This window comes from Pseudoalteromonas sp. NFXS53 (assembly GCF_056629255.1).
Genome location: NZ_JBWVBR010000015.1, coordinates 45,306 through 70,613, shown reverse-complemented (window position 1 = coordinate 70,613; position 25,308 = coordinate 45,306). Strand labels below are relative to the sequence as shown.

Here is a 25,308-nt window from a genome sequence, read left to right as displayed (position 1 = left end):
TTATACTCATAGTTATTGATGTAATATCGATTACTCTCAAAGCAAGTTATTCTAAGAAAATAAAAACCACAAGGGCGTGCTTTATATGATCAGTACCGAGTCATTTATTGCGACTTTTTCAAGGCGCTACAAACTAGCTCTTTTAGTTATCGTACTGGCCATCACTACCTCATTTGTCACTTTAAACGAGCAGCAAATAAAACAGCGAGATATCGCAAAGATTATCAATATTGCAGGCGAGCAACGTATGTTGTCGCAGCGTTTAGCCTTATTTACGCACCGTTTGGAGGCACCTGAAAGAGCGCAAAAAATTCAGCGAATAGCAGCTAAACTTTTAGACAACCAGCAATTTTTAACAGAAAAACTCACAACAAAAAGTGCTGAAACACAAGCTAATGTGGCTCAACATTTCAAGGATACGCAACTGTCGCCACGTTTAGAGCGTTATACTCACCTAGCGATTGAGGCGTCTAATAAAAAGTCAACAAATGACCTGCTGCTATTCGAACAGTTTGATAATGAACAGCTTCTACGTGACTTAAACCACACCGTCACCTTATTTGAACAAGCCAGTCTTGCGCAACAATTAACATTACAAAGAATAAACCTAGCCCTTTGGGGTCTTTCACTACTGGTGATTTTATTCTTGGTGTTTGCGATTTTTAAACCAATGCAAGGCTGGTTATCTGAGACCTATCAAAAACTATTACTAGAAAAAAATCGCGTAAAAGACGTGCAATTTGCACTCAATCAGCATGCGGTTGTAATGCGTGTTGATAGCCAAGCGAATCTGCTTTTTTATAACAACAAATTCACCGAACAATATGGCTTCAACAAAAAAGAGCTACTCGGTCAAAGTGTAAAAAACTTACATAGCGGCGTTCATAGTAAAGCCTTTTATCAAGAGGTAGACAATGCCATTAAGAATCGGAACGTTTGGCAAGGAGAGGTTTGCAACAAAGCCAAAGATGGTCGACTTTATTGGTTTGATACCAGCATCGTGCCTATCAAACACATTGAAAATGAAGTTGATAGCTCTATTATCATTCAACACGATATCACTGAAAAAAAACGAACTTTAGAGACGCTCACACAAATTCATAAGATCACCAGTGATCCGGCACAGTCTTTAGACGAAAAAATAGCACGCTTACTGTTGCTAGGTAGAGAAGTGTTTAATTTACCTTTAGCGATTGTCAGTAATATAGACGAAGCGAAGAACACGTATTTAGTCAAATATGCCTCAACCCCTAATGGGGCTATAACTCCAGGCACCGTCTTCGAATACCAACACTCTTATTGTCTCCATACGCTTAAAGCAAATCATGCCATTGCCTATCATCATGTTGGACAAAGTGATATTGCTACGCACCCATGTTATGAAAACTTTTCTTTAGAAAGCTATATAGGCTGTCCACTCGTTGTATCAGGCAAGCGCATTGGCACACTGAACTTTTCGAGTCCTGAAGTCACCCCACATGCTTTTACACAGTCAGACCTCGAAATCGTACAATTACTCGCTCACTGGATCAGCCATGAGTTCATGCGAGCAGAGCAAGAAAACAAATTGCTTTCACAGCAACAACTCATGACGCAAATGAGTGAGCAGGCCAATATAGGCGCTTGGGAAGTTGATCTTGTCACAGAAAAAGTATATTGGTCAGACATGACCAAACAAATACACGAAGTAGAGACTGATTTTGAGCCACAGCTTAGCACCGCCATCAATTTTTATAAGCCGGGGTTCAGTCAAGAGCGTATTTCAGAGCTGGTTGCACAATCAATGCAAACCGGCGAGCCCTATCAAGAAGAGCTGCAAATTATCACAGCCAAAGGCAATGAAGTCTGGGTTGAGGCCAAAGGGCAAACGGAATTTAGAGACGGACAGTGTATTCGTATGTTTGGCTCATTCCAAGATATTACCGAGCGGGTCGAGGCGCAAAACAAACTGAAGTTCAGTAATCAAAGACTCGAGTTTGTTTTAGATTCAACCGGTGTCGGCATTTGGGATTGGGAAATTGATTCAGGTAAAACCACCTATAACGAACGCTGGGCAAATATTCTGGGATACAAGCTCAGCGAATTGGAGCCTACTGACACGTTAACTTGGGTCAACCTAGTACACCCTGAGGATTTTAAATACTCAGAACATGCACTGCGAGAACATTGGAACCGAGAGAACGAGATATATCTGTGTGAAATTCGCATGAAACACAAGCTTGGTCACTGGATCTGGATATTAGACACCGGTCGTGTCGTTGAGTGGAATATTGATGGCTCTCCAAAGCGTATGATAGGTACCCATTTAGACATCTGTGCCTCTAAGAAAGCCGAGCAAGAAATACAAGATAAAAATGAACGTATGGCACTGGCAGCCGACTCTGCTGGTATTGGTATTTTCGATTATAACCTAGTCGATGATACATTAAGTTGGGATAACTGGATGTTCAAATTATATGGTATTCCTGAGTCTGATTTTTCGGCCGCCTATAACGCATGGGAGCAGTCTCTCCACCCTGACGATAAAGTAGAAACAGAAGCATTATTAAGTGACGCGATTAAGTATGACGATAAATTTGATACACAATTTAGAATCATCTTACCCAATGGCCAAATTCGGCACATAAAAGCGTCTGCTATTAACAAAGTCAATGAACACGGTCTAGTTACAAATGTCGTTGGTGTGAACTATGATGTAACAGAACGCGTAGAGTATGAACAGGCATTGCAACAAGCGAAAACCGTTGCAGAAACTGCTGTAGTGGCCAAAAATGAATTCTTGGCCAGTATGAGCCATGAGATCAGAACGCCGATGAATGGGGTGATTGGTATGCTTGATTTACTTGGCAGCAGCGAGCTTTCAGATGAACAGCAGCACCGCGTTTCAATTGCAAAAAGTAGTGCAAACTCACTACTGACTTTGATTAACGACATTCTCGATTTCTCTAAGATTGATGCTGATAAACTCGAACTAGAAAATATTCCTTTTAATCTTACCACTATGCTTGGCGAACTATGTGAGTCATTCGCCATGACGGTCGAAGCCAAGGGGCTAGAGCTGATCCTCGACACAACCGAATTACCAAATCAACTGATTATTAGCGACCCTGGAAGAATTAGGCAAATTCTGACAAATCTAATCGGTAATGCGATTAAATTTACTCATAATGGCGAGATTTTAATTTCTGCACATTTACAAGGCACGGACTTAGACAACCTAACACTTATTCTCAAAGTTAAAGATACCGGCATAGGTATCGCGCAAGACAAGCAAACTCACGTCTTTGAAACCTTCAGTCAAGCTGACTCCTCTACAACTAGAAACTATGGGGGAACAGGCCTTGGCTTAGCCATTGTTAAAAAGCTATGTAATCGCATGAATGGCTCAATCTCTTTACAAAGTACGCTAGGAGAAGGCAGTGAGTTTACCTGTTCACTCCAAGTCTCAAGCTGTAAAAAAAGTCACACTAAGGTGCCCAATGTAGACATTTCCTCACTGAATATTTTGGTCGTCGACGACAACGAAACCAATAGAGAAATAATAGACAAGCAATTATCGCAATGGGGTGCAAAAGTCACGACCTGCCATAATGGTGAGCAAGCCTTAACTATTTGTAAGAGACAAACTGGCTCTATGTTTGATATTGCTATTTTAGATATGCAAATGCCAAATATGGATGGTGCTCAACTTGCACAACACTTGCAAAGTATTCCTGAGTGCGAGCAGATGCAGCTTATCATGATGACCTCTATGCAAACCCGAGGTGACGCAAAATATTTTGCCGATTTGGGTTTCAAAGGGTACTTTCCAAAGCCTGCAACGACACAAGATTTATTAGGTGCACTCAAGATTATCTCTGATAAGGGAGACTCGTTAGAAAACGCCAAACCGCTTGTCACACATCATTATATTAATGAATTGCGGCAGGCTGATGATACCCCTGAGATGGCTGACCAAAGCCAACTCCCAGCGTTAAATATTCTGCTTGTTGAGGATAACCCTGTGAACCAAATTGTGGCTAAAGGTGTGCTGAAAAGCTTAGGGCTGGAGTGTGATTGTGCTGAAAATGGGCAACAAGCTTTAACGCAACTAAAATCACAAGTAACGCCTTATGATGTCATCTTGATGGACATACAAATGCCAGAAATGGATGGCTTTCAAGCCACACGTCTCATCAGACAGGGTGAAGCGGGTTCACATCATAAATCTACCTATATCATTGCCATGACAGCCAATGCCATGAAAGGCGACAAAGAAAAGTGCTTAGATGCGGGAATGAATGAATATATTGCCAAGCCAATTAACTTAAACGCGTTGAAAACAGCCCTGCTTAGCACAAATACAAAGCCCTCAATGAATTCAAATCTCGAATAATAACGCCCACTTATGGTGGGCGCTTGGTCGTTCTGTACTTCGAGGCTTACCTATTAACGAATAGACTGTACGATAAAATCCAGTACATCATCGCCAGATGGTCGATAGCTCAAATCAAATAAAGGCGTCGGCTTATTTACCAAGCCACGCTCTACCACTTCATTGGTAATCGCAAAATCAAGTAACCCTGTTTTGCCGACCAGCAAGTTATCGAGCGACTGCGTTTTTGCCAGTTCAACGATATCTCTAAAGCCACTGAGATAGAGATAATCTTTAGTAAAACCACCACCCCGATAAACACGGGTTGTTAAAGTAAACGCAAATTCTCTGTCTAACTCAAACTCACTCACTAAAGTATGGAAGGTTTTCACAAAATCGCGATGCTTGAGCATATAGTTCACGGCGATAACACGCAGCGCCAAAGTTTGCAGGCGCGATAGTGTTAAACTCCCCGAACAATACTCACTGTAGATTGCTAAACCTTCTTGAGTATGAGTATTACCCGACAAACCTAATCCAAATACCTTCAACGGCTGCTTTTTAGCATTCAACGTCGTCACCATATGAATACCTAACTCATGAAAAGCAAAAGCATGAATTTCTTTTTCGGTAAAACTAGCGTCTCGGTTAACCAATAACAATGCTTTGTCGTTATTGACCATGGCCTTGGCAACTATTTTTGCCGACTTTTCGATACGACAGTTCAAGCCCCACTCTTGCGCCTGCGCTTTAAAGCAAGCGATTGCCTCATCCGCATTCAGCACTTTTTCATTTTCATCAATTTGTGGCTTTAAGTGCAGTAAGAATCGTGCGTTCGCGATATCTTCTTCACTCGGCTCGCCATAGTATTTTAATGAGTTATACATAAACTCATCGGTACCTATGGTGGCCAACAAATCAATTTTGTTCGCCAAATTATCGATGATATGACGATACAACTGCTGAATATCGGCATCGAGAATATTATCAACCGGTAATTTATAGAGCTTTTCTCTGAACTTATAAGGGTTTAGATCTAGCTGCTTATAGTTAAAACTCGGCGCAATATAGCTATTTTTCAAAAACTTTTTACGCTGCGCTTGCAGGTTTACTGGGTTAATAAAGTTCAGTGTTTCGATATGACGACATAACGAGAATAGCGCTTTATCAACTTCTAGCACCTCAGGGCTGATACTTGAAGACAGCATATCGGCTTTTTGCATGCGTTTTTTACTGCCAAAACGGCGAATAAAGTACGCAGCGGTTTCAGAGATAGCACTCTTAAAACCTGCTTTTAGCTCTTCAAGCACCAAAGGATAAACATCACCCGATGCTTCATCCATAAAGACTTTTTTGACTTCAGTTGGTAACACTAGGGTGTTATCAAAGTGTGCATTCACATGACTTATTAAATAACCACGACCGTGAAACACTTCGTCTGTTGCAGCACGCACTGATAAGTTAGGCAATTCAATCTTATTCAATTGCTTCTCAAAGTGCTTAACCACACTGCCCCAACGCTCGACATCAATTTGCCCAGAGCCGATATTAAACGTCGGCGTGTCTTTTTCGATACGCTTGTAGTTGTACGAGTGAATATCAAACACAATTGCACGACTAAACAGTGACTCTACTTTAGCAATGATCGCTTCAAGCACATTATAAAAAGACTCATGCTTAGTTTGACTAATTCCACGTTGTTTCGCACTCAACGGCTTTTGCCACACCTGTTTATTCCATGCCGTTTTAAAATACGTCGACAAGGTTTTTGCACGGTTTAAGTCATATTCAAAACGTGAGTCATTTCCTATTAATTGAATAGGAAATGACGAAATAAGCTCATCGGTATAAGGGTCTTCTTCGAAAAAGCGCTCGTCTTGACTAAGCATAAAGCTTTTTTCGAGATCTTTACGCAAACGGTGGCCGTTATGAATGGCCGCACAGATCACCGGCGTATATTCATCGATTTTAATAATGAACGCACCGCCTTCAACCTCTGCATGAAAGCATTCACCTTTGCTTATTTTCGCGATACACGCCTGTTCAGACAGCGTTAGCATTTTCAATTACCTGTCTGAATTCAGTTTTACGGTTGCGTACTAGCTCTTTGGCATGCACGACGCTTTCAACAAAATCAATAACCTGTGCTTGTAACTTCACTCGGTTGAGTTTATTAATACGTACAATGCCACCAGGGCTTAATACATTCACTTCAATCAACTTACCGCCAATGACGTCGATACCAGTAAAATAAAGGCCATCGCGAACCAGTTTAGGGCCAATGTACTTACACAGCTTTTTCTCTTGCTCTGTCAATTTATGTTTCACAACTCGGCCACCCGCATGCACGTTTGAACGCAGATCACCATTTGCTGGCACACGCTTCATTGCACCAATTGGCTCGCCGTTGAGCATCATAATACGTACATCGCCCTCTTCTGCGCCTTCAACATAGTCCTGCAAAATAACGTAATTTTCGCCTTTGCCATTTTCGTCACCGCCGATATAAAAATCGAGTAACGACCTAAAGCTCTGACGTGCCGACTTTTCAATGACAATCACACCACGACCACCAAACCCATCTAGAGGCTTTAAGATCATGCGATCGCTGTCAGACTCATCAAAAATACGCTCTAAGTATTCGCGGTTTTTTGATACGTGTGTAGCTGGAATAAACTCGCTCTCAGTATCTTGAAAAGACGCCGTGTAGATTTTGTTGTTCGCAATACGCAAACCATCTAAGTCATTCATGATGAAAGTATCACCACGCACTGAGTCTAAGAAGTTTAATGCTAAGGTATCTAACGGCGGATTCGCACGCATGATAATGGCATCAAAACCTGCTAGTGGTAGCTGAGTGCGCTTTAAATCGGCATTTTTATAAAAACTCACGACATTGTCAGAACACTTTGTTTTACGAGTAAATACATCACAGAATGCACTCGCCACACTGTCTCGAATAGTCAGGTTATTCACCGTTGACATAGCAACGGTATGACCGCGTTTAACACACTCATGAATTAAGCGAAGCGTGGTGTCTGTCTCAGGCTCAACACGATCCCAAGGGTACATAATAAAACAAATTTTCATGGCTATATGTCTTTAAGATTTTAAGTACCAACCCGCTTAACTCACTATTTTTGAGGATTGGTATATGAGTAACAGAAATAAAATTAGCCAGTCGAAACTGGCTAATTGGCAATCAGATAAAGAGATTGGGTCGATATGATTAATCAGCTAAACTGAAGTCATTCCCCATGTCTTGCACAGTTCGGCCGCTGCTTCTTGAGAAGCTGTGACCCACTTTGCTTTTATCGATTGCTTTTAAGTATTTTTTCCAAAGCTTGGCAGCATGTAAGGTGCTCTCACCTTCGTCTTTCACCTGCGCTACAAATAATTGCTCTTCTTCATTTTCAGGTTGCAAAGTCTCATTCGCCAGTGCACTTAACGTATGGCCGTAGCTTTCTAAAAACTCAGCTTCTTTCAACGTAAAATGACCGCTTCTTGATAACCCGTGTGAAAATGAATGGTCGCCATAAAACAGTGTTTTACCTTTACGAATCGTCGTATTCATATGTTCCCCTAAGTGGTTTGCCATATAACGGTTAAATAAAGTTAGATACAACTGATTAATCTATACCCAGCTTTTATGAACAAATTATTGCCAAGAGCAAAGAAAGCTCTTATTTGCGGAATGTATGTAAAAATCAATGAGAAGAAAAACAAAAAATATTTGTCGTGAAGATAATATTTATTTAAATTGAGGCCATTAACAGAAGAGAGCCATGACAAATGGATATTAGAGTCTTTAAAACGTTTATCGCCGTTGCAGAAAATCGCCATTTTGGACGCGCTGCAGAAACCTTGTATATCACTCAAGCCGCTGTTAGTGCAAGAATAAAGCAGCTTGAGGAGTTTTATAATACGGCTCTTTTTATTCGAGAAAAAAATAATTTAAGACTGACCCCTGCCGGAGAAGCGCTGTTATCTCATGCACACTTAATGGTGAGTCAAATGGCACAGTCTAAGCTCTCTTTATCTATTGCCGCCATGCAGAAAAACACCTTTAGTGTTGCAGCCACGCCCAATGTATGGGACGCGTTTTTTAGCTCACGCATTCAAGACATGCTGGCACTCTTTGACGACCTAGTTGTTGGCGCAGAGCTCTCTGTTCGTGAGGCGATACAAAGAAAATTAGAAGACCGCTCATTAGATGTGGGCTTACTTACCGATCCGATCAAAGACAGCGATTTTTGTAATGAGTTAATAGGTCACTTTGATTTGTCATTGGTTGGGAGCCGCCCTCAATTCGACGCCAAGGTAGAAGATTATGTGTTAGTTGATTGGGGCATCACCTTTCAAAAAGAACATGCTTTACACCATAAAGTCACCCCCAACTTTAAAACCTCTGCCGCAATGATTGCGCTTGAAGTATTACAAACTAAAGGTGGTTTTGCCTACTTGCCTTACCCTCTGGTGCAAGCATTAATTGAAAACGGCGAGTTATTTGAAATCGAAACACCACTGCAAATTAAGCGCCCAATTTACTTGGTTTATCGTAAAAATAACCCTCAGGAGCAATTAATTACTGAGTTTAAGGCATTGTTTTCTAAGCTTCAGTAATAGAAATCTCCGCTGCGATAAATTTAAAACACTCTTGTGATAAATTTGTGAATAATTAGCCATAGTTTCGCGATAACTGTCTTGCACACTAGATTTGTGTTTAACAAAACTATAAAGAGCAAGACATGAACAAAGCAACAAGTGCACTCATCGCAGGACTAACATTAATGGCTGGCGGTACAGCAATGGCCGCTGATGTAGAAGTAAAAATTACCAACCTCACACAAGGTATTTATTTCACCCCGCTCCTTGTCGCAGCACATAGCAGTGACGCGCACCTTTACCAAATTGGCAGTAAAGCGTCTGAACCATTACAAGCAATGGCTGAAGGCGGTGATATTTCAGGTCTTGCAGATGTGCTGTCAGGCATCAATGCTAGCGCTGCAGCAAACCCAGCTGAAGGGTTATTAGCACCCACTGCATCAACTATGGCAATGGTTGAAAGTTCTGAAACTAATTCAACCCTGTCTATTGTCGCAATGATGTTACCAACCAACGATGGTTTTGTGGGTCTGGATACATGGCCTATTCCAACCGAAGCAGGCACATATCATATCTACCTAAATGCGTATGATGCAGGCACAGAAGCAAACAACGAACTGGTTGTTGATGGCTCTGGCGCGCCAGGCTCATTGGGTATTCCAGCCTCTCCGGGTATGGCACCTGGCACGCAAGGCAGTGGTGTCACCAGTGAAGAAACCAACATGATGGTTCATATTCACCGCGGGAATTTAGGTGATGACGAAGCAACGGGTGGTAAAAGCGATTTGCATAACACAGTACACCGTTGGTTAAACCCAGTAGCTAAAGTGACGGTAACAGTAAAGTAAGGGGCCAAATATGAAAGCACTCAAATTATGTGCGCCTGTATTTGCAGGCCTATTACTGGCAGGTTGTGGCAGTGACGACAATGATGTGATGTTAGAAACACCCATGCCAACACCACCAGCCGCAGAAGAAATTATGCTAAAAGTAACAGCGGTGAACCTCACTAATGCACAGCCACTTTCGCCAATTGGTATTGCACTACATAAAGAAGGACAGTTTTGGCAAATCGGTGAGGCGGCCAGCACTGAATTAGAAACCTTGGCTGAAGGCGGGGATAATTCAGGGCTACTCGGATTAGATGTGGTTATGATGTCAAGCTCAGCAGATGCTCCACTTGCACCTGGCGCGAGCCAAGAGTTAATGCTCACTACCGAAAGCCTTGAAGACTATAAATTGTCTGTAATCTCCATGATGGTGAATACAAATGATGGTTTTACCGGTCTTAATGCTATGGACGTATCAAACCTAGCAGAAGGCGACAGTATTTCTATGCGTACCCATGCGTATGATGCAGGTACCGAAGCAAATACTGAAGCACAAGGGACTATTCCTGGTCCTGCCGATGGCGGAGAAGGCTTCAATAGTGCCCGAGAAGCCATGGATAAGGTCGCGATGCATCCTGGCGTTGTCGGTAATGATGACGGGCTCTCTACCTCAGTATTAGATAGCACGCATAAATTCGATAACCCACTGATGATGGTCACAATAACAAGAATGAAATAGACCCTACATGCCCATTGCACGGCGTGTAATGGGCATTACAAAGTAAATAACAGCCTATTAAAGGCATGATTTACTTTAAGAGGGTTGAGATATGCAGCATAAAGTATTGGTCGTTGAAGACGATCTCGATATTGCAGGGTTAGTTCAAGTGCATTTAAAAGAATTGGCACTGGATGTTGAGCACGTAAGCGATGGGGAAAGCGCCATGGCAAAATTAATGCAAAACCATTTCGACATCGTGCTACTCGATATTATGTTGCCTGGCATGGACGGTCTCAGTGTTTGCCGAGAGATCAAATCTCTATTTCCTCATATCAGCGTGGTATTACTGACCTCTAAAAGCAGTGAGATGGACAGAGTAATTGGCCTAGAGATTGGTGCTGATGACTATATTTGCAAACCATTTAGCTATCGAGAATTCCAAGCAAGGATCAAAGCCCAGATCCGCCATATTAAATTGCTCAAAATGCAGCAACAGCCAACCGATACAATCGCAACAGCGCCAACTGCCTTGATGTTAGGCGCGCTGCAAATCGATACCGGAGGCCATGAAGTCTTTATCAATGATCAACTTATTGACCTCACAGCAACCGAATTTGATCTGATCCACTTCTTTGCCAAACACCCCAATCAAGTATTTTCACGTGCCCAATTACTCGAATCAGTTTGGGGTTATGACCACTCAGGTTACGAACATACCGTTAATTCACATATAAACCGTCTACGCAGTAAGTTAGGTAACTTATGCCAACAAGACATTATCGAAACAGTATGGGGTGTAGGTTACAAACTAAACGCCAAATCACTGCTACAGGCATCATTATGATCCAATCTCTTTATCAGCGCCTCAGTCTGACTATTTCAGCGGTGCTTTTCATCATACTCATTTCGTTTGTGACTTGGACACAGTGTGTGTCTGAAGTGTCTCGCTCTCAAGCCGAGCAAAAACTGCATTTAGGCCTTGCAGAGCACCTCGCCAATGATAACCCGTTACTAAAACAAGGCGTTTACGACTATAAGGCCCTTGAAAGCCTATTTCATACCTTAATGGTATTGGGCCCGTCTTTTGAGTTTTACTTTGTCGATCCTAGCGGCAAATTAGTCACCTACTCCGCTAAACCTGGTGATGTTAAAAAGCAAAGTGTCGATTTACGCCCTTTGTTACAGTTGATAGAAGAGCCACACAACTTACCGATTTTTGGCGATGATCCGCGCAGTTTTGATCAACAAAAAATCTTCTCTGTTGCACCGGTTTATAACAACGACACGCTTCAGGGGTATTTATATGTGATTATCGGCTCTTCAGCCTATGACTCTATTTTTACTCAGATCAGCAGTTCAGATCACTTGTTTCAACATTCTGCTGGTTTGTTGATCTTAGTGATCATTTTAATGTTCGTAGCTGTGCTGCTCTTTCGCTATATCACCTCGCCCCTCAAGCAACTTGGCGACTTTATTCACAAAGCTGAAGACGCGAAATTTGATTTAACTGAGTTGACTATGCCACAGTGGTCAAACTCTGATAACGAAGTCCACCAGCTTGGCAACAGTGTTAATCAAATGCTGGTGACCATTAATCAGCAGATGGCACAACTCACAGAACTTGACTCACAACGCCGTCAATTATTGGCCCACCTCTCTCATGATTTGCGTACTCCGCTTGCTTCATTGCAAGGGTACTTAGAGTTAATTGAAAAGCAGCATGCTAAGCCTGAGCAACAGCTGCATTACCTTCAAGTTGCGCTTAAGAACTGCACCCAATTGAAAAGCTTGATCGACCAAATATTCGAGCTTGCACACCTTGAATCTGGTCATGCCAATGTACAATTTGAAGTGTTTAATTTAGGTGAATTGATTTATGACATTTTGGCAAAGTTCGCACTAAAAACTGAGCAAGCCAACATTACTTTAACTGTGCAGCCCAAAACCTTTGATGCCCAAGTTTACTCTGACATCGCTAAATTAGAGCGGGTGCTAACGAACTTGATTGATAACGCCATTCGACACACGCCGTCGGGAGGAAACATCACCATTGAAGTCAGCGAACACAATAAACAATATGCATTAGCTGTGCGAGATACCGGACTGGGTATCAATGCCAAAGAACTGCCTTATATCTTTGAAGCCCGCTACAAGGCAAGCAACAGTCAAGGCTGTAAAAAGACCCATGCGGGTCTAGGGCTGGCGATAACCTCCCGCCTTATTCGTTTGTTAAAATCAGAGATCAAGGTTGATAGCGAATTAGGTAAAGGCACCGAGTTCTCTTTTGCTGTGCGTAAAGCGACAAACTCACTCACTTGAGTCATGATAAATCAATAAACTAGGACTGCTCTTAACTGATGCTTTAATGGCGTTATCCAATTGCTGCAAGAGGGCTTGAGGCACATGTTTATTACAAGCAAAGCCTAGCTTTGAATTTAATAGTGGCATGAGTAAACGGTAGTTTTTCGGGTTGATATTAGCGCGCTTAAACTGAAACCGAGCGATAGCATCGCCATAGGCAATTAAATCAACCCGCTTATGATCTATCATTTGCACCAACTCTAACCCTGTTTTTAAGTACACAAACTGAGATTCTGAGATACCATAAGCAAGCAATGCTTGATGACCAATGTCGTTTTTGACAACCCCATAGGTTAAAGACTTATCTTGCTTTAATTGCGAAATACTAATGTCCGTTTCTTTATGGGCAATTACTGCCACTGTGTTGGGAATGACCAAGCCAACAAAATTGAATAATTTGTTTCGCCTCTCTGTAAATGTCATAGAAAACACGCAAGTACTCGCTTGTTCTTGCACACTTTTATACACTCGAGGCCAAGGCGCAAGCACGATTTTCGATTCATCTAAATACCAATCAAGGTCTTGATAAGCTGAGCGAAGTACGTTCAAAGCAAGGCCATGCAACTGACCTTGGCTTTGATAATTGAAAGGCGGGTAATCTTCGGTATACCACTGAATATTAGGTGTAGAGAGTTGTAAGCTTGTAGACAACATAAGTGTATTGAGTAGTAAGCCTAACATGCACCTTTCTCTAAAAATCTAACCATGAGAAAAGTATAGGACATGCATCTAAATAAAGGGCAAAGATCCTGATTTTTCATACATTCACTTGCCACTTCATTGCTTATTAAAAAAGATGCAGAGATTAACGCTTAATAACCTCACCTCTCATTGGTGCCAGCTTGGCAAGTACTCGGTTTTGCTCACGATAACTGACTCCTGCATCTTCCATCGCTAATACCAATAGCTCCACGACACGGTTAAAATCTGCTTCATTGATATTCATACCAGTGTGAATATCAACCATAGAGTCTCCCGTATATTCACAAGGCCCACCACTGATGTCACACATGTGAGTAATAAAGCCAGCGCGAAAGTGACTGACGCTCGATTTAGCAAAGTACGGTAAAATCGTTTTATCTTTTGCAATACGCTTAATAAACGCATCAACAATGCGCTCTATTCCCTGCTCAGCACCAAGTTGCTGATATAAGTTAGATTTGGGCTGTGAAGCACATCCGCTCAGACCAATCAGCAACACAGCACTGATGATTAAAAACACTTTGCTCATTATTAAAAGTATCCTGTCACTGATAAATACCAACCTGTTTGTTTTGGTAATGCTGCAATCGCGCCTAAATCAATATATGCCGCCGTCACACTGACATGCTTGTTGGGAAACCAAGCCACAAACACATCGCGCCAATCGCTTTCTTGCAAGCCAAGGTTATCTGGTTTCTGACGATATTCAACGCCCACTGCTAAATGCTGGTTTAGCAAAACAGCCGACGATAACTCAAGCTGTACACTGCGATCATGATTGGCCGAACCAAAGCCGAGTAGCCCCATTTCATTTGCAGACGTACTGCGTACCGTAGCATTCCATAACAGGTTATATCCAAATGCCGCACCCAAATGTAACTTACTGGCAGAAAGATAATAGTCATAACCTGATGTATCAGCTGCGCCCAGCGCATTTGCAACCGCTGGAGTATCAAGCTTTTTATATTGCACACCAAACGTCAATTGCGGCCATTGACTATAAACCAAATCACCATAGAGTCTGACTTTAGCGCCGGTAATGCTCTGTGAAAGTTCGGTATTTAGCGGGTTAACTTTGAAATCTTGTTCAGCGTAACTTAACTCAAGTCTGTCGAAAAAGTTTGCTTGCGCGCCACACACATTCAAAGAGAAATCATCCACATCGGCTTTAGTGCAAAACCCCGATATTGCCCACTCATCTTCTGTGGCATAGCCAGCTAATTGTGCCCAAGGGACTAACCCGCCCCCCGCAGATCCCTCTACTTGAGAAACACCCGGTGTACCGAGCAATTTACCACTCGCTTGCGATGCAAAACTCACCGAAAGACAGGCAAGTAACAACGTGCTCGCTATCGCTATTTTCATAACTTATCCCCTTGAGCTAAGTCAGAAAATAGATTCTCGAAGCTATCTCGTTTCTCTGGCGGGTTCACTTCAAGTGTGATCTCAATATTGCCATCAACCAACTTTAAGTCATCGAGTTTGATTGTACGCAGACGATCAACACCAATTTTTGCTCTCGCATGCCAAACGGTGATAGCCTCAAGTTGCTCTTTGGCATATGGCATAGTAACCAGGCCTAACTCAGAGCTTTTTATTGCAGGCTTATCATCATAAACATAAATGTAGCCCACCATCGAATCATGAATATTACAGCCAAGTACCACAATGCCCGATTTTGAAAAATCTAACGGCGCTTTTGGTTGGCCGTGGTAGAGCCTCAACTCAAATGTTTTAGCTTCAGAAAAAGAATACACATGATGGCGAATATCATCACTATTAGGAAAACTTACCTGAGCTCCTTTTGGAACAACGAGTACATGAGGTAAGAACGCCTTACTCACTTGATCCATAATATAAGGAGTTGGACTTACAGATATAGCTGGAGGCGCACCTTTAAATACAAAACTAACCACAGCATCAGCAAGTGGCTGATTAAGTTGGTCAACAACCTTAATGTTGGTTTGCGCTGATGCAAAAACGCAAGTGAATAGCAAAAACGCAGAAATAATTAGACGAGTCATAATGTGTGCTTATAGCGCAAGAATAATAAAAGGTTAGAAGCTTATAGATAGAAAGTCTATAAAAGTGTGTTGAACCACAATAATAAAAAACCGTTCGATTATAAGGTATTACCTTAAAGCTACTTCGTTATATTCTTGGATTTCAGGTACAAATGGGATATTTTATATCCGACTTACAACAACATGGATAATTATTATGGAAGAAATAAAGCTATCCGCTCAACCTGAGCACTAAACACATCAAGTCCTATTCACTGGTAATGCGAAAGATTATTTTGGTATTTGGATCGTGAACATCTTGCTCAGTATTGTCACTCTTGGCATTTACTCAGCGTGGGCAACGGTAAGAACAAAGCAATACTTCTATGGTCACACATCAATTGATGGCCATCGCTTCAATTATCTAGCAACACCTATGCAGATCCTTAAAGGTCGTATCATAGCCTTTGCTATTTTTGCGTTATACATCACTTTAAGTACTTACAGCCCAGCAATGGCACTGGTATTTTTTGTAATTTGGGCAGCAGCGATTCCTTGGTTAATCAATCAAAGTTTACGCTTCAACTTAAGAATGACGAGTCACCGCAATGTGCGCTTTGGCTTTAAAGGTAGCTACCTAGATGCATTAACCCACTTTGTATTACTACCAATTGTCGGTGCAATAACGCTTTATATTGCGATGCCTTGGGTAATAAAAAAATCGACACTTATATTCACAATAATATTGAATACGGTAATAAAGCCTTAAAAGTCGAGCTTTCAGCAGGTCGCTACTACGGCGCAGTCTTAAGATGTTTAATTGTCGTGATTGGTTTTGGTGTCATAAGCGCCATTATCGCTGGCGTTATGGGCAGTTTCGGTGATCCTGGTTCTCTTGGCGTAGCCATGGTATTTATCTCACTAGGTTTTAACTTCTTAGCGATCAGCCTACTTGCAGGTATTTACCAAAGTAAGATCCGCAACCATATTTTTGCGAATGCGCAACTAGAAGATGTGGCGACATTTGAATCAAAGCTAGATACCGTTGAATACTCATTACTACTTGCAACAAATGCACTAGCCATTATTTTCTCGCTTGGTCTTGCCTTCCCTTGGACAAAAGTACGCAAAGCACAAATGCTTGCTGCAGCAACCACTGTGACTTTATCTGAAAATGCAGAACAAGTAATGGAAGTATACCGAGAGTCACAATCTTCACTTGCTGATGCTGAAGAAGCGGCAAACATATTTGACGTAGATATTTCTCTAACTTAAGCATATGAAGATATTTGGTACTTTATATCCGGCAGGTAGCAGCAAAGCTGTTACCTGCTCAGCTTCGGTATTTGACTCTAAGTTGATGTTGAACCATGAGGGCGGCGAGCAAGAAAGCTACGACTTTACGAGTGCGATTTTAGGAGAACCTATTTTAGGTCAATCTCAAGAAATTACATTCAGCGATGGTAGCCGCTTTCTACCAGAAGACGTTAAATTTCGCTGGCCAACTGAGCGAAAACGTTTAAAGCTGATTGAAAAGCTAGAGCAAAATCTATTTGCAGTGCTCGCTGCTATCTTACTAAGCCCTATTTTAATCTACGGTATTCTATTTAAAGCTGTGCCTGAGTTTGCTGTGCAAACCTATGACTTAGTGCCCGATACAGTAGTACAAGAAATGGGTGAGCAGTCTATGTATGCCATAGAAAAAGCCGTGCTTGAACCGACCACATTGTCAGCGCAAGAACAGCAAACAGTGACTCAGCTATGGGACGATAGTTTACAAAAACTATCTCTATCTACAGAGCAGTTTAAGTTGAGCTTCTATCAGTCTGATTTCTTTGGTGCAAACGCCTTCGCGCTCCCGCATGGTCAAATCGTAGTGACCGATGACCTTGTAAAAAGCATGCAAGAGCACCCTCTGGCACTACAAGCCGTTTTACTCCATGAAATCGGTCATGTTGAAAAACAGCATAGTATTCGTATGGCAGCACAGGCAGCAGCAGGTGCTATTGCATTTGCAATGATCTTCGGCGATTTAGAAGGCTTTGCCGAAGTACTGCTTGGTACTGGTTCAACAATTTTGCAGCAGCGTTTTTCGCAAGATATGGAAAAAGAGGCGGACGAATACGCCCTGCAGCATATGAAGCAGCACGGTATCGACCCCAAAGAGTTTGCCAAAGCATTAGAGATTATCGCTGAGCAAGCAGGCATTGAACTAGAGAGTGATGAAGAGGGTGCATGGAGTAAATACTTATCTACTCACCCGAGCATTAAATCTCGTATCGAGAATGCAAATAACTTTAAGTAATAAGATTTGTAGCTCTGTTCAAGCACAGCTTCAATAAGAGTGAAATGAAAAGGTTAGTTCAATAACGATTCTTTTAGTGAGCAAGTATAAAAAAGCCGCGACACACAAGTATCGCGGCTTTTATTTTTATTGACGAATAAGCTTATTCGAACTCAATGGTGACAATCTGCTTCAGACTTTGACCATTATCACTACTATAAATGTAATAACTAAATGAATCGCTTGCACCATTTGCACTGCCATTTGGTGTATAAATAAACTCACCTGAGTATTCGCTGATGACGACATCGCCGAAGGCAGGCGCATCTGCTAATCCGAATGTGACGCCAGTACCGCCTGGCAGCTTGCCAGCAAAAGTAGCATACTCAGTCGTTGTAAACTTAATATCAAGGCTGTTATCTACTTCAACCGCGCCATTAATAGTGCCGTGAAACTCATCTTTTGCTAAGTTCTTCGCGCTGTCTTGTTCGAAGTCATAGTATAAAAATAACGCTTGTTCACACCCAGCTCCCATTTCGACAGTGCAATCAGCAACTTCAGTATCAGTCAATGCACGAGTCCAAACAGCGACATCATCAATGTGTCCTTGGAAGGCACTGGTTGTTGTATCACCATCGCTATATGCACCAATACGAAGCGGTAATGTATTGTTCATGTTTTTCTGCTGACCTAAGTTAATTCGCATAACTTTTTCGCCGCCAACAAACAGTTTGAAGTCATTATTTTCCCAGTCGATAAGCGCTGCAACATCGTACCAGCGACCAGTTTTAAGGTCTTTACCATGACCTGTGTAAACTATTGATCGCGCACCATCATTGGTCGTATGGTAGTTAAATTGCAAACGATTATGTTGATTTACTAGGAATTGCCAACCTTTATGAACATCATTGTTAGACGCTTTTTTGGCTGCAATAAGGCGATGTACTCCCTTAGTGCCTGGCTCGATATAGATTTTAGCTTTAATCGTGAAACTCTCATCACCAAAGTTTAAAGACAGATCTTCATAGGGCACATTTACATAGTCGCCATTACCATCGAATGTTAAATAAGTATTGTGTTTTTCGAACGTTGGCGTGTTAACAAGTACCATAGTGCTTGCACCTGTTAAGTCTGAAGTTTCACCGTTTACTTCATTGTCGAAGCTATAATAAGACACCAAACTTGACTCATTTAACGACGCACTTAAATTGCGCTGTGCAGCAATAGAATCTTGCGATTTCGCATAGTTCCACACGCGGATCTCATCAATATTGGCATCTAACTTTTTGCTCACGCCGTCGTTGCCAGACCCCCACACAAAGTAAACATTGCTATCTTGTGCAGCATCCACTTTAGAGATGATTAGCTCACCGTCTAAGTAAACAGACAACTGCTGTGTCGGCTGGTCATAACTCACAGCGTAGTGCTGCCACTGACCAACAGTGATTGTCTCAGTTGACTTAAACGTGGTGTTTGTTGCTTTCACACGTAAACGACCATCAGAGAATATTCTCACCGCAGCCTTTGAAGAGTTTGCGTCTTCTGAGAAAGTGAATAAATTAGAGTTTTCTTCTGGATTCAACGAGTTCACTTTTACCCACGCTTCAATCGTGTATGAACTGTTTGGATTAAAGCCTGAATCCATAGTTTGAATCATGCTCTGATCTGTACCGTTCAACACAATTGATTGACCAAAACCACCCAAAATAGACATATCTTGATGGAACGGGCTTTCAACATACGTCCACTCAGAGCATTCAGGGGCACCGAATAACGTGCCATCATGTGGTGTTACACAGAACGCAACATAGTTATCAATGTCTTCAAGCGACAAGGTATATGATTGAGATAAGCCACCAACAATAACTTGCGCATCACCGTTGCTGCCTGTCGCAGAGCGATACCATTGGTAATTTGTTGCCTCTTCGATATCACCTTCATTGTCAGTATAAGTGTAAGATGCTGTTAAGGCAGATTTACCTATAAACTCACCTGCTACTGTTACATCAGATGCCACTGGCGCATTATTGCCATATGACAATACCGGTTCACCACATGCTGCACTGTTACTACATAAGTCAAAAGATAATTGGGTCGTGAACGAGTTTTGCGCGATAGTGATTTCGGTAGGTCCACCAAAATCTGTGTCGCCAGCCGTAACCACTTTCTCGCTGTCGTATAGTGGTCCATAAGACCCCTTCTCAAACATCAAACCTTGGTTACCCTTGGTGTAGATATTGTCAGCTGTACATACCGCTTCTTGCACGTTGTACTCAAACTCAAGTAATTTAAATGGCATTCTAAAGAATGCACTCATCTTACTGTTATTAACAAAGTTCGATGCAGCATTGACGGTTAACGTTGCGTCAATCATGCCGTCATTGTTAACGTCATGAGTTAACTCTGGTGTAAAGGTAATATCTTGTTCTGGGTCGAAATAAATCTCAGTGCCATCTTCTAGAACTAGAATCGCAGAAGATTCAATGTTCAACTCAAAGTCTTGTTTTAAATCAAGCGCTGCACTTAAGAAAGTATCAAGCGTGCTGAATTTGTAACGACGGTATAAATCGTCACCAGCTGGTGCAAAATAGTCGTCAATACATTGTTCAGACGTACCTTCCATAGCCTCCATGCCTGCTGCAGCATGCCACTTGGTCCAGTTAGAACCCCAGTAAATTTCTTCCGATACCCAATCCTTTAAGTCGTGACCTGCTAAGAAACGTAAATTGTCTACGTCTAAGTCAATCGCTTTTTCAATCGCTTTTCTCGCATTTGAAGATAACTCTGCTAATGAATCACGGGTTAAGTTTTTAATAAATAGAGCGATATTCTCATCAGATACATTCGCAGGAATGTATGAAATGATCGTAGCTGTCGGATCAGAAACATCCGTGCTGATAATTTCAACGCCATCCGTTAAACCTATGTGAGCGTATACAGCGTCGATAACTTCCACACCATTTACCACACTCGTACCAAAGCTAATGTCGTCACTTCTGGCTTTTGCGTTTTCTGTTGCGACAGCAACGGATAACTCGTAAAAGTAGCTTTCTGTTAAAGACGTAATTTCTTCATCGGTAAGGTCACGAGTTAAATCGTAAACTTCAACACCATCTTCCAACTCGTAGCAATCGGCACGGTTAAGGGCGTTAGCACAGTTTTCGCCGTAAACACCAAACGATTCAGAACCGACGACTTTCTCATAAGACGCGTAATCAATTTTGGTTTGACCATTTAGTTTTTCAAACAATGCTGATTCATATTTAATTAAATAATCTTCAAAAATTAACTCAGCAGAGATTTGTACACCAGGAGACGACGCAATGAAGTTTGCATTTTCACCAACGGTAAACTTGGTTGCTAAATTAACTGGCTGACCAGCAGCTATTTCATCCGGGAATCGTAAGTCCATAGAAAGAGGGATGTCAGCTTCAACCCAACCGCCGAATAAGTCCATGCCGCCCACGTAATGGATTTTACCATGTGACTCAATTCGAATAATCGCAGGATCATCTGGCAGATTTTCTTCTGGCACAGTCCAAGTATGCTTCGTTTCTGTTGACGCCCACTCAGACGCACTCATGCCAAGCAAATCTAAAACCGTGTTTTCACCCCAGTAACTACCTTCACCACTTACATCACCTTCTAACGTAATTTCCATTGAATCCATATCTAATACGTCAACAGTAACCTGTGCAGTGTCAGTCGTATTGTATTGGTCATACACAATCACTTGTAATGTGTAAGTCGCGGTATTTTCAAAATCTAAACGAGAGATGGTTGGGCTAATGCTTAATACACCTGTTTGTGCATCTAATACGAGATCACCGTCTTCATTACCACTCAAGATTTGGAACGTAACGAAGTCACCAACATCATTTGCATCGGCTGCAAGTATGCCAATTCCTGTACCGCTGGCAGCAATTTCACTAACCGTAAACGTTTGGTCTTCTATCGTTGGGGCATTATTAACTGTAACTGTTAAACCATCTTGCACTAACATAGTCGCTGAGCCAGACGTAAATACTTTATAAGTTACATTATCGATAACTTGTGTTGTTTCGGAGTCAACCCATTGGTTATTTGCGGCACCAACATAGTCGTCGTTATCACCTAAAATACGTAAGTTTGAGTTACTGCTCACGCTCTTATTAAGCGTAATTGAGTTAGCACCTGAACCACGGATATCAAATACTTCAACGTTACGAACACGAGAAGCTTGAGTTGCAAGGTCTAGATTAATACCTGAACCGTCAAATACTAATGTATCTGTGTTACCGCCTGCATCAATACGAGTGAAGGTGTTATCTGAAATGTAAATGATATCTTCACCAGGACCTGCGTAAACGGCATCAGTACCACCGTTAGTTCGAATGACGTCGTCACCTGTACCAGTGGCAATATTATCTGCAGAAGCAGTACCTGTGATTGTGTCGTTACCGTCAGTCCCCCAAAGCGTTACTAACTTGCCGTCACCATTTAAAACGTACACAGCACCTGTGTTGTTTAGATTGTTTTTGTTCGCAGAAGGTGTACCAAATTGAATGTCTTTGATACCGTCGCCATTAATGTCGCCAGCACTTGCAATGAATTGCCCAAGTTGCTCGCCACCATTACCTTCTGAGTAAAAGCCTTGTTGGGTTTCAATGATCTCACTAAGATAAACAGGCTCTGTACCAGCGCGGCCATAAACAGCGTATACGCGACCCTTGTTGTCCTCTGCAAACGGGTCACCGATGATGATGTCATCAAAGCCGTCACCATTTAAGTCACCTGCACCACCGATTGAACCTAAAATAACTTGTAAGTCACTGTGGTCGATATTTGACGCATCATTGTGAATCACAAAACCACCATTGCCATTGGCAATATCCGCTAGGTTGATTTCATCAGCAACGTCAACACCACCAAATAAGATGTATGCTCGAGGGTGATCAATACCAGAGCAACACCCTGTGTCTGTCAACAATAACGCGATATCGTCAACACCATCGGCGTTTACGTCACCTACATGAGAAGTAGTAAATGAAGGAAGTGCATCAAGAGTTGCATCACCAAAATCGAAACCATAATTGCCGCTGCCTTCAGGCGTGATCTTAATACCGTGTTCGTCTTTGTAAATATTGTTGTATTTAATCGCTTCACCGCCGATACGGCCATGAACAACATAACTTGTACCAGAGGTATCAACAAATAAACCGTGGCTAACAATAAAGTCTGTTAAGCCATCGCTATTAAAGTCGCCCGTTGGTAAAACTTGTGCGCCATAATACCAGTCGCTAAATAACTTTCTGCTTGGACGAGTAATCGCAAAACCTTGCTCGTTGTAGTCAGTCGCAACGTTAGCTAACTGAACAACATTGTTGTCTTTTTTACCGTAAACAACATACGCTAGGTTTGGATCAGCCGTACCATCTTCAAGTAAATTTCTTAATGCAAAAGAGCCTGTGCCCGCTAAGAAACGAGTAACCGTTTCACCAATTACGATATCACCCAGACCGTCACCGTTAACGTCACCAACGACTAACGTACCACCTGCGTAATCTTCTGTGTATGCACCGTGAATCGCAAAACCATAATCACTCCCGCCAGCATTCATATCAGACAATGGCACATAGTTAGTACCAGTTTTACCAAAGATGACGTAAGTGGAACCTGAATTCTTGCCGTTTATATCAGCATAAGGTGCACCGACTACAACGTCTGATAATCCGTCGCCGTTAATATCAACGCCTCCAGCAACAGCAAAACCTGCGTTGTCGCCAGATGCAGCACCCATGATACCAAAACCACGTGTCCCACCGATCACTTCTGTTAATGATGGGAATGTACCTGTTGCATCACTGAAAAGAACGTAAGCAGCACCATTATTTTCGTACATGAAGGTGCCATCATTTCTATAAACATCTGCTTGAGGAGAGCCCACAATGATATCGTCGAAACCGTCACCGTTTACGTCACCAGCCGGGGCTACTGACCAACCAGCCCAGTCATCCGCTGCCAGACCATCAATGGATTGCGCGTTATTATTTAATGAATCATTGATGTCGTTCACATTAATTGTCACTAAGGTATCGTACTGATTTCCCGCACCATCTGTAACGCGAACTGTTAATGAATACTGGTTGTTACCAAGTTCATAATCTAATTGCGTTTGGTCAGCAACTTTAATTTCACCTTTCACCGGATCAACTGAGAATACCCCTGCATCGTTACCAGACACGATTGAATAGGTGTAATGCTCAAGGGGGATATCCCAACGACCGGCTTCAAAAATTTGATAATGCAGCTCAAACTCACCAAAACGGTTTGGTAGAAGGTTTTCATTATCTGCATGCAGATAACCTTCTAGTATCATAGGTGCAACGAAATTTAAGCGTACGGCAGCGTCAAAGATCTGTTTGTCTTTACCAACTGCTTGTACAAAAACAACTGGGTTGTTATACGCCTTTGAGAAAGTAATTGAGAATGGATTTTCGATGTCAGTATCATCAACCGTGATAACACCTGTTTCACCAACAACAGCCATCGTCTCAGTAAACAATAAACCTGACCCTTGTAATGCAAATACGTTTACGTTTTCCGCAGCATGTGACGCATCATCAAGGTTATCAATATGAACTTTTACTTTATTTGCAGACAATTCATCAACTGCCACGCCACTTTGCGAAGTGCCGTTGTACGTCGATAAAGATGTTAAAATATTCGGAGTATCTGTCATCGGCACACTAAACGCGTGACCGTGGGTATTGTGTGTTACCGAAGTGCCAGTGCTTGACACATCAATAGGCTTGTCGTTCCAAAAAGCTGAAATAGGCTCAGCAAATGCAATCCAACCTAGCGTTTCACCTTCGCCAGTGTCAAGGAAGCTTTGGATAACGCTTGTGCCTTTTTTATCTAACTCTGACTCTAATACCGCTTCAAAACCAAGGGCTGTTACATTGTCTAGACGATGACGCATTAACAAGCGGTTATTGTTCTTGCTTGTTACGCCAGAATAAGAATAAGTACTTACTTCGTACTCTACCTGATAGTCACTGTTTGACTGGATTTGACCAAATACGATTGGTGCTTGTGTAAAGGTTGAAGCAAATGAAATAGGTTCAAACGCTTCACCGTTTGTTATCCAGTTTTTTATATCAGTCGTGCCAACCTCTAAGCGCACCGTTTTATCCGATACACCACCAAGGAAACTAACACGGCCAATGGTCGTGTTCGTTTTGGTATTTTCATCAACATGTATCGTTAATGGCGCCAAGCTTGACTGAGCAATACTGGGGAAACTCGCCCCCAGTGTCAGCAATGCTAGGTACAGTTTGTTCCGCATCATAGTATTAACACCCCTCTTTAAATTGGCAAATACAGCTCAAGGTAAGGGTTATGACATGCAAATAAGGTTTAAATATGGATACATTGTGGAAGTTGAAGCGTTTCCCAATAGCACTACA

At 42.0% G+C, this 25,308-nt stretch carries 15 protein-coding genes and 1 pseudogene; 8 read left to right on the top strand and 8 right to left on the bottom strand.

The genetic code is table 11. The features are described from left to right. Positions 1–85 precede the first annotated feature (85 nt). Entirely contained in the window at positions 86–4,375 is a 4,290-nt protein-coding gene (locus AC1HJP_RS15555; RefSeq protein WP_480362587.1) for a PAS domain-containing protein, read from the top strand. Positions 4,376–4,428: 53 nt separating this feature from the next. Here AC1HJP_RS15555 and AC1HJP_RS15550 read toward each other — a convergent pair whose 3' ends face one another. The 3 genes from AC1HJP_RS15550 to AC1HJP_RS15540 form a co-directional block, all read right to left on the bottom strand. Continuing rightward, positions 4,429–6,414: a flavohemoglobin expression-modulating QEGLA motif protein gene (locus AC1HJP_RS15550; RefSeq protein WP_480362586.1), complete on the bottom strand. Its 1,986-nt coding sequence runs from the start codon at positions 6,412–6,414 to the stop codon at positions 4,429–4,431. After that, positions 6,398–7,444: a glutathione synthase gene (gene gshB, locus AC1HJP_RS15545; protein ID WP_480362585.1), complete on the bottom strand. Its 1,047-nt coding sequence runs from the start codon at positions 7,442–7,444 to the stop codon at positions 6,398–6,400. Before gshB ends, AC1HJP_RS15550 begins: the two co-directional genes overlap by 17 nt. A 139-nt stretch (positions 7,445–7,583) precedes the next feature. Then, positions 7,584–7,928 (bottom strand): MaoP family protein, encoded by a 345-nt coding sequence (locus AC1HJP_RS15540; protein WP_404393069.1) that lies wholly within the window; start codon positions 7,926–7,928, stop codon positions 7,584–7,586. A 218-nt stretch (positions 7,929–8,146) separates the two neighbouring features. On the opposite strand from AC1HJP_RS15540, the gene AC1HJP_RS15535 reads away from it, so the two are divergent. The 5 genes from AC1HJP_RS15535 (at position 8,147) to AC1HJP_RS15515 (ending at position 12,829) form a co-directional block, all read left to right on the top strand. Then, positions 8,147–8,977, top strand: coding sequence for a LysR family transcriptional regulator (locus AC1HJP_RS15535; RefSeq protein WP_480362584.1), 831 nt, complete (start codon positions 8,147–8,149; stop codon positions 8,975–8,977). Positions 8,978–9,102: 125 nt separating this feature from the next. Continuing rightward, entirely contained in the window at positions 9,103–9,807 is a 705-nt protein-coding gene (locus AC1HJP_RS15530) for a spondin domain-containing protein (RefSeq protein ID WP_480362583.1), read from the top strand. Between the two features lie 10 nt (positions 9,808–9,817). After that, complete coding sequence (locus AC1HJP_RS15525) at positions 9,818–10,528, top strand: spondin domain-containing protein (protein WP_480362582.1); 711 nt, start codon at positions 9,818–9,820, stop codon at positions 10,526–10,528. Positions 10,529–10,619: 91 nt separating this feature from the next. After that, entirely contained in the window at positions 10,620–11,354 is a 735-nt protein-coding gene (locus tag AC1HJP_RS15520; protein ID WP_480362581.1) for a response regulator transcription factor, read from the top strand. Next, positions 11,351–12,829 (top strand): sensor histidine kinase, encoded by a 1,479-nt coding sequence (locus AC1HJP_RS15515; RefSeq protein WP_480362580.1) that lies wholly within the window; start codon positions 11,351–11,353, stop codon positions 12,827–12,829. Before AC1HJP_RS15520 ends, AC1HJP_RS15515 begins: the two co-directional genes overlap by 4 nt. Here the strand turns inward: AC1HJP_RS15515 and AC1HJP_RS15510 are convergent. From AC1HJP_RS15510 to AC1HJP_RS15495, 4 genes are all read right to left on the bottom strand, one after another. After that, positions 12,818–13,552, bottom strand: a complete 735-nt coding sequence (locus AC1HJP_RS15510) for a substrate-binding periplasmic protein (protein ID WP_480362579.1) — start codon at positions 13,550–13,552, stop codon at positions 12,818–12,820. The genes AC1HJP_RS15515 and AC1HJP_RS15510 overlap by 12 nt on opposite strands. A 124-nt stretch (positions 13,553–13,676) precedes the next feature. Continuing rightward, a complete protein-coding gene (locus AC1HJP_RS15505; protein ID WP_480362578.1) occupies positions 13,677–14,102 on the bottom strand; it encodes a group I truncated hemoglobin in 426 nt (141 codons plus the stop codon). Positions 14,103–14,104: 2 nt separating this feature from the next. Continuing rightward, entirely contained in the window at positions 14,105–14,938 is an 834-nt protein-coding gene (locus AC1HJP_RS15500) for a DUF3034 family protein (protein WP_480362577.1), read from the bottom strand. Continuing rightward, complete coding sequence (locus AC1HJP_RS15495; protein ID WP_480362576.1) at positions 14,935–15,597, bottom strand: methylamine utilization protein; 663 nt, start codon at positions 15,595–15,597, stop codon at positions 14,935–14,937. Before AC1HJP_RS15495 ends, AC1HJP_RS15500 begins: the two co-directional genes overlap by 4 nt. A 289-nt stretch (positions 15,598–15,886) precedes the next feature. On the opposite strand from AC1HJP_RS15495, the pseudogene AC1HJP_RS15490 reads away from it, so the two are divergent. Together AC1HJP_RS15490 and AC1HJP_RS15485 are read left to right on the top strand one after the other, a co-directional pair. After that, positions 15,887–16,851 (top strand): annotated as a pseudogene (locus tag AC1HJP_RS15490) (YjgN family protein). A gap of 4 nt (positions 16,852–16,855) precedes the next feature. Continuing rightward, the gene (locus AC1HJP_RS15485; RefSeq protein WP_480362575.1) at positions 16,856–17,881 is read left to right on the top strand and encodes a M48 family metallopeptidase; all 1,026 of its coding nucleotides are present in this window, start codon (positions 16,856–16,858) and stop codon (positions 17,879–17,881) included. 142 nt (positions 17,882–18,023) lie between these two features. On the opposite strand, the gene AC1HJP_RS15480 is transcribed toward AC1HJP_RS15485, so the two are convergent. Continuing rightward, the gene (locus tag AC1HJP_RS15480) at positions 18,024–25,190 is read right to left on the bottom strand and encodes a LamG-like jellyroll fold domain-containing protein (protein ID WP_480362574.1); all 7,167 of its coding nucleotides are present in this window, start codon (positions 25,188–25,190) and stop codon (positions 18,024–18,026) included. Positions 25,191–25,308: the final 118 nt, after the last annotated feature.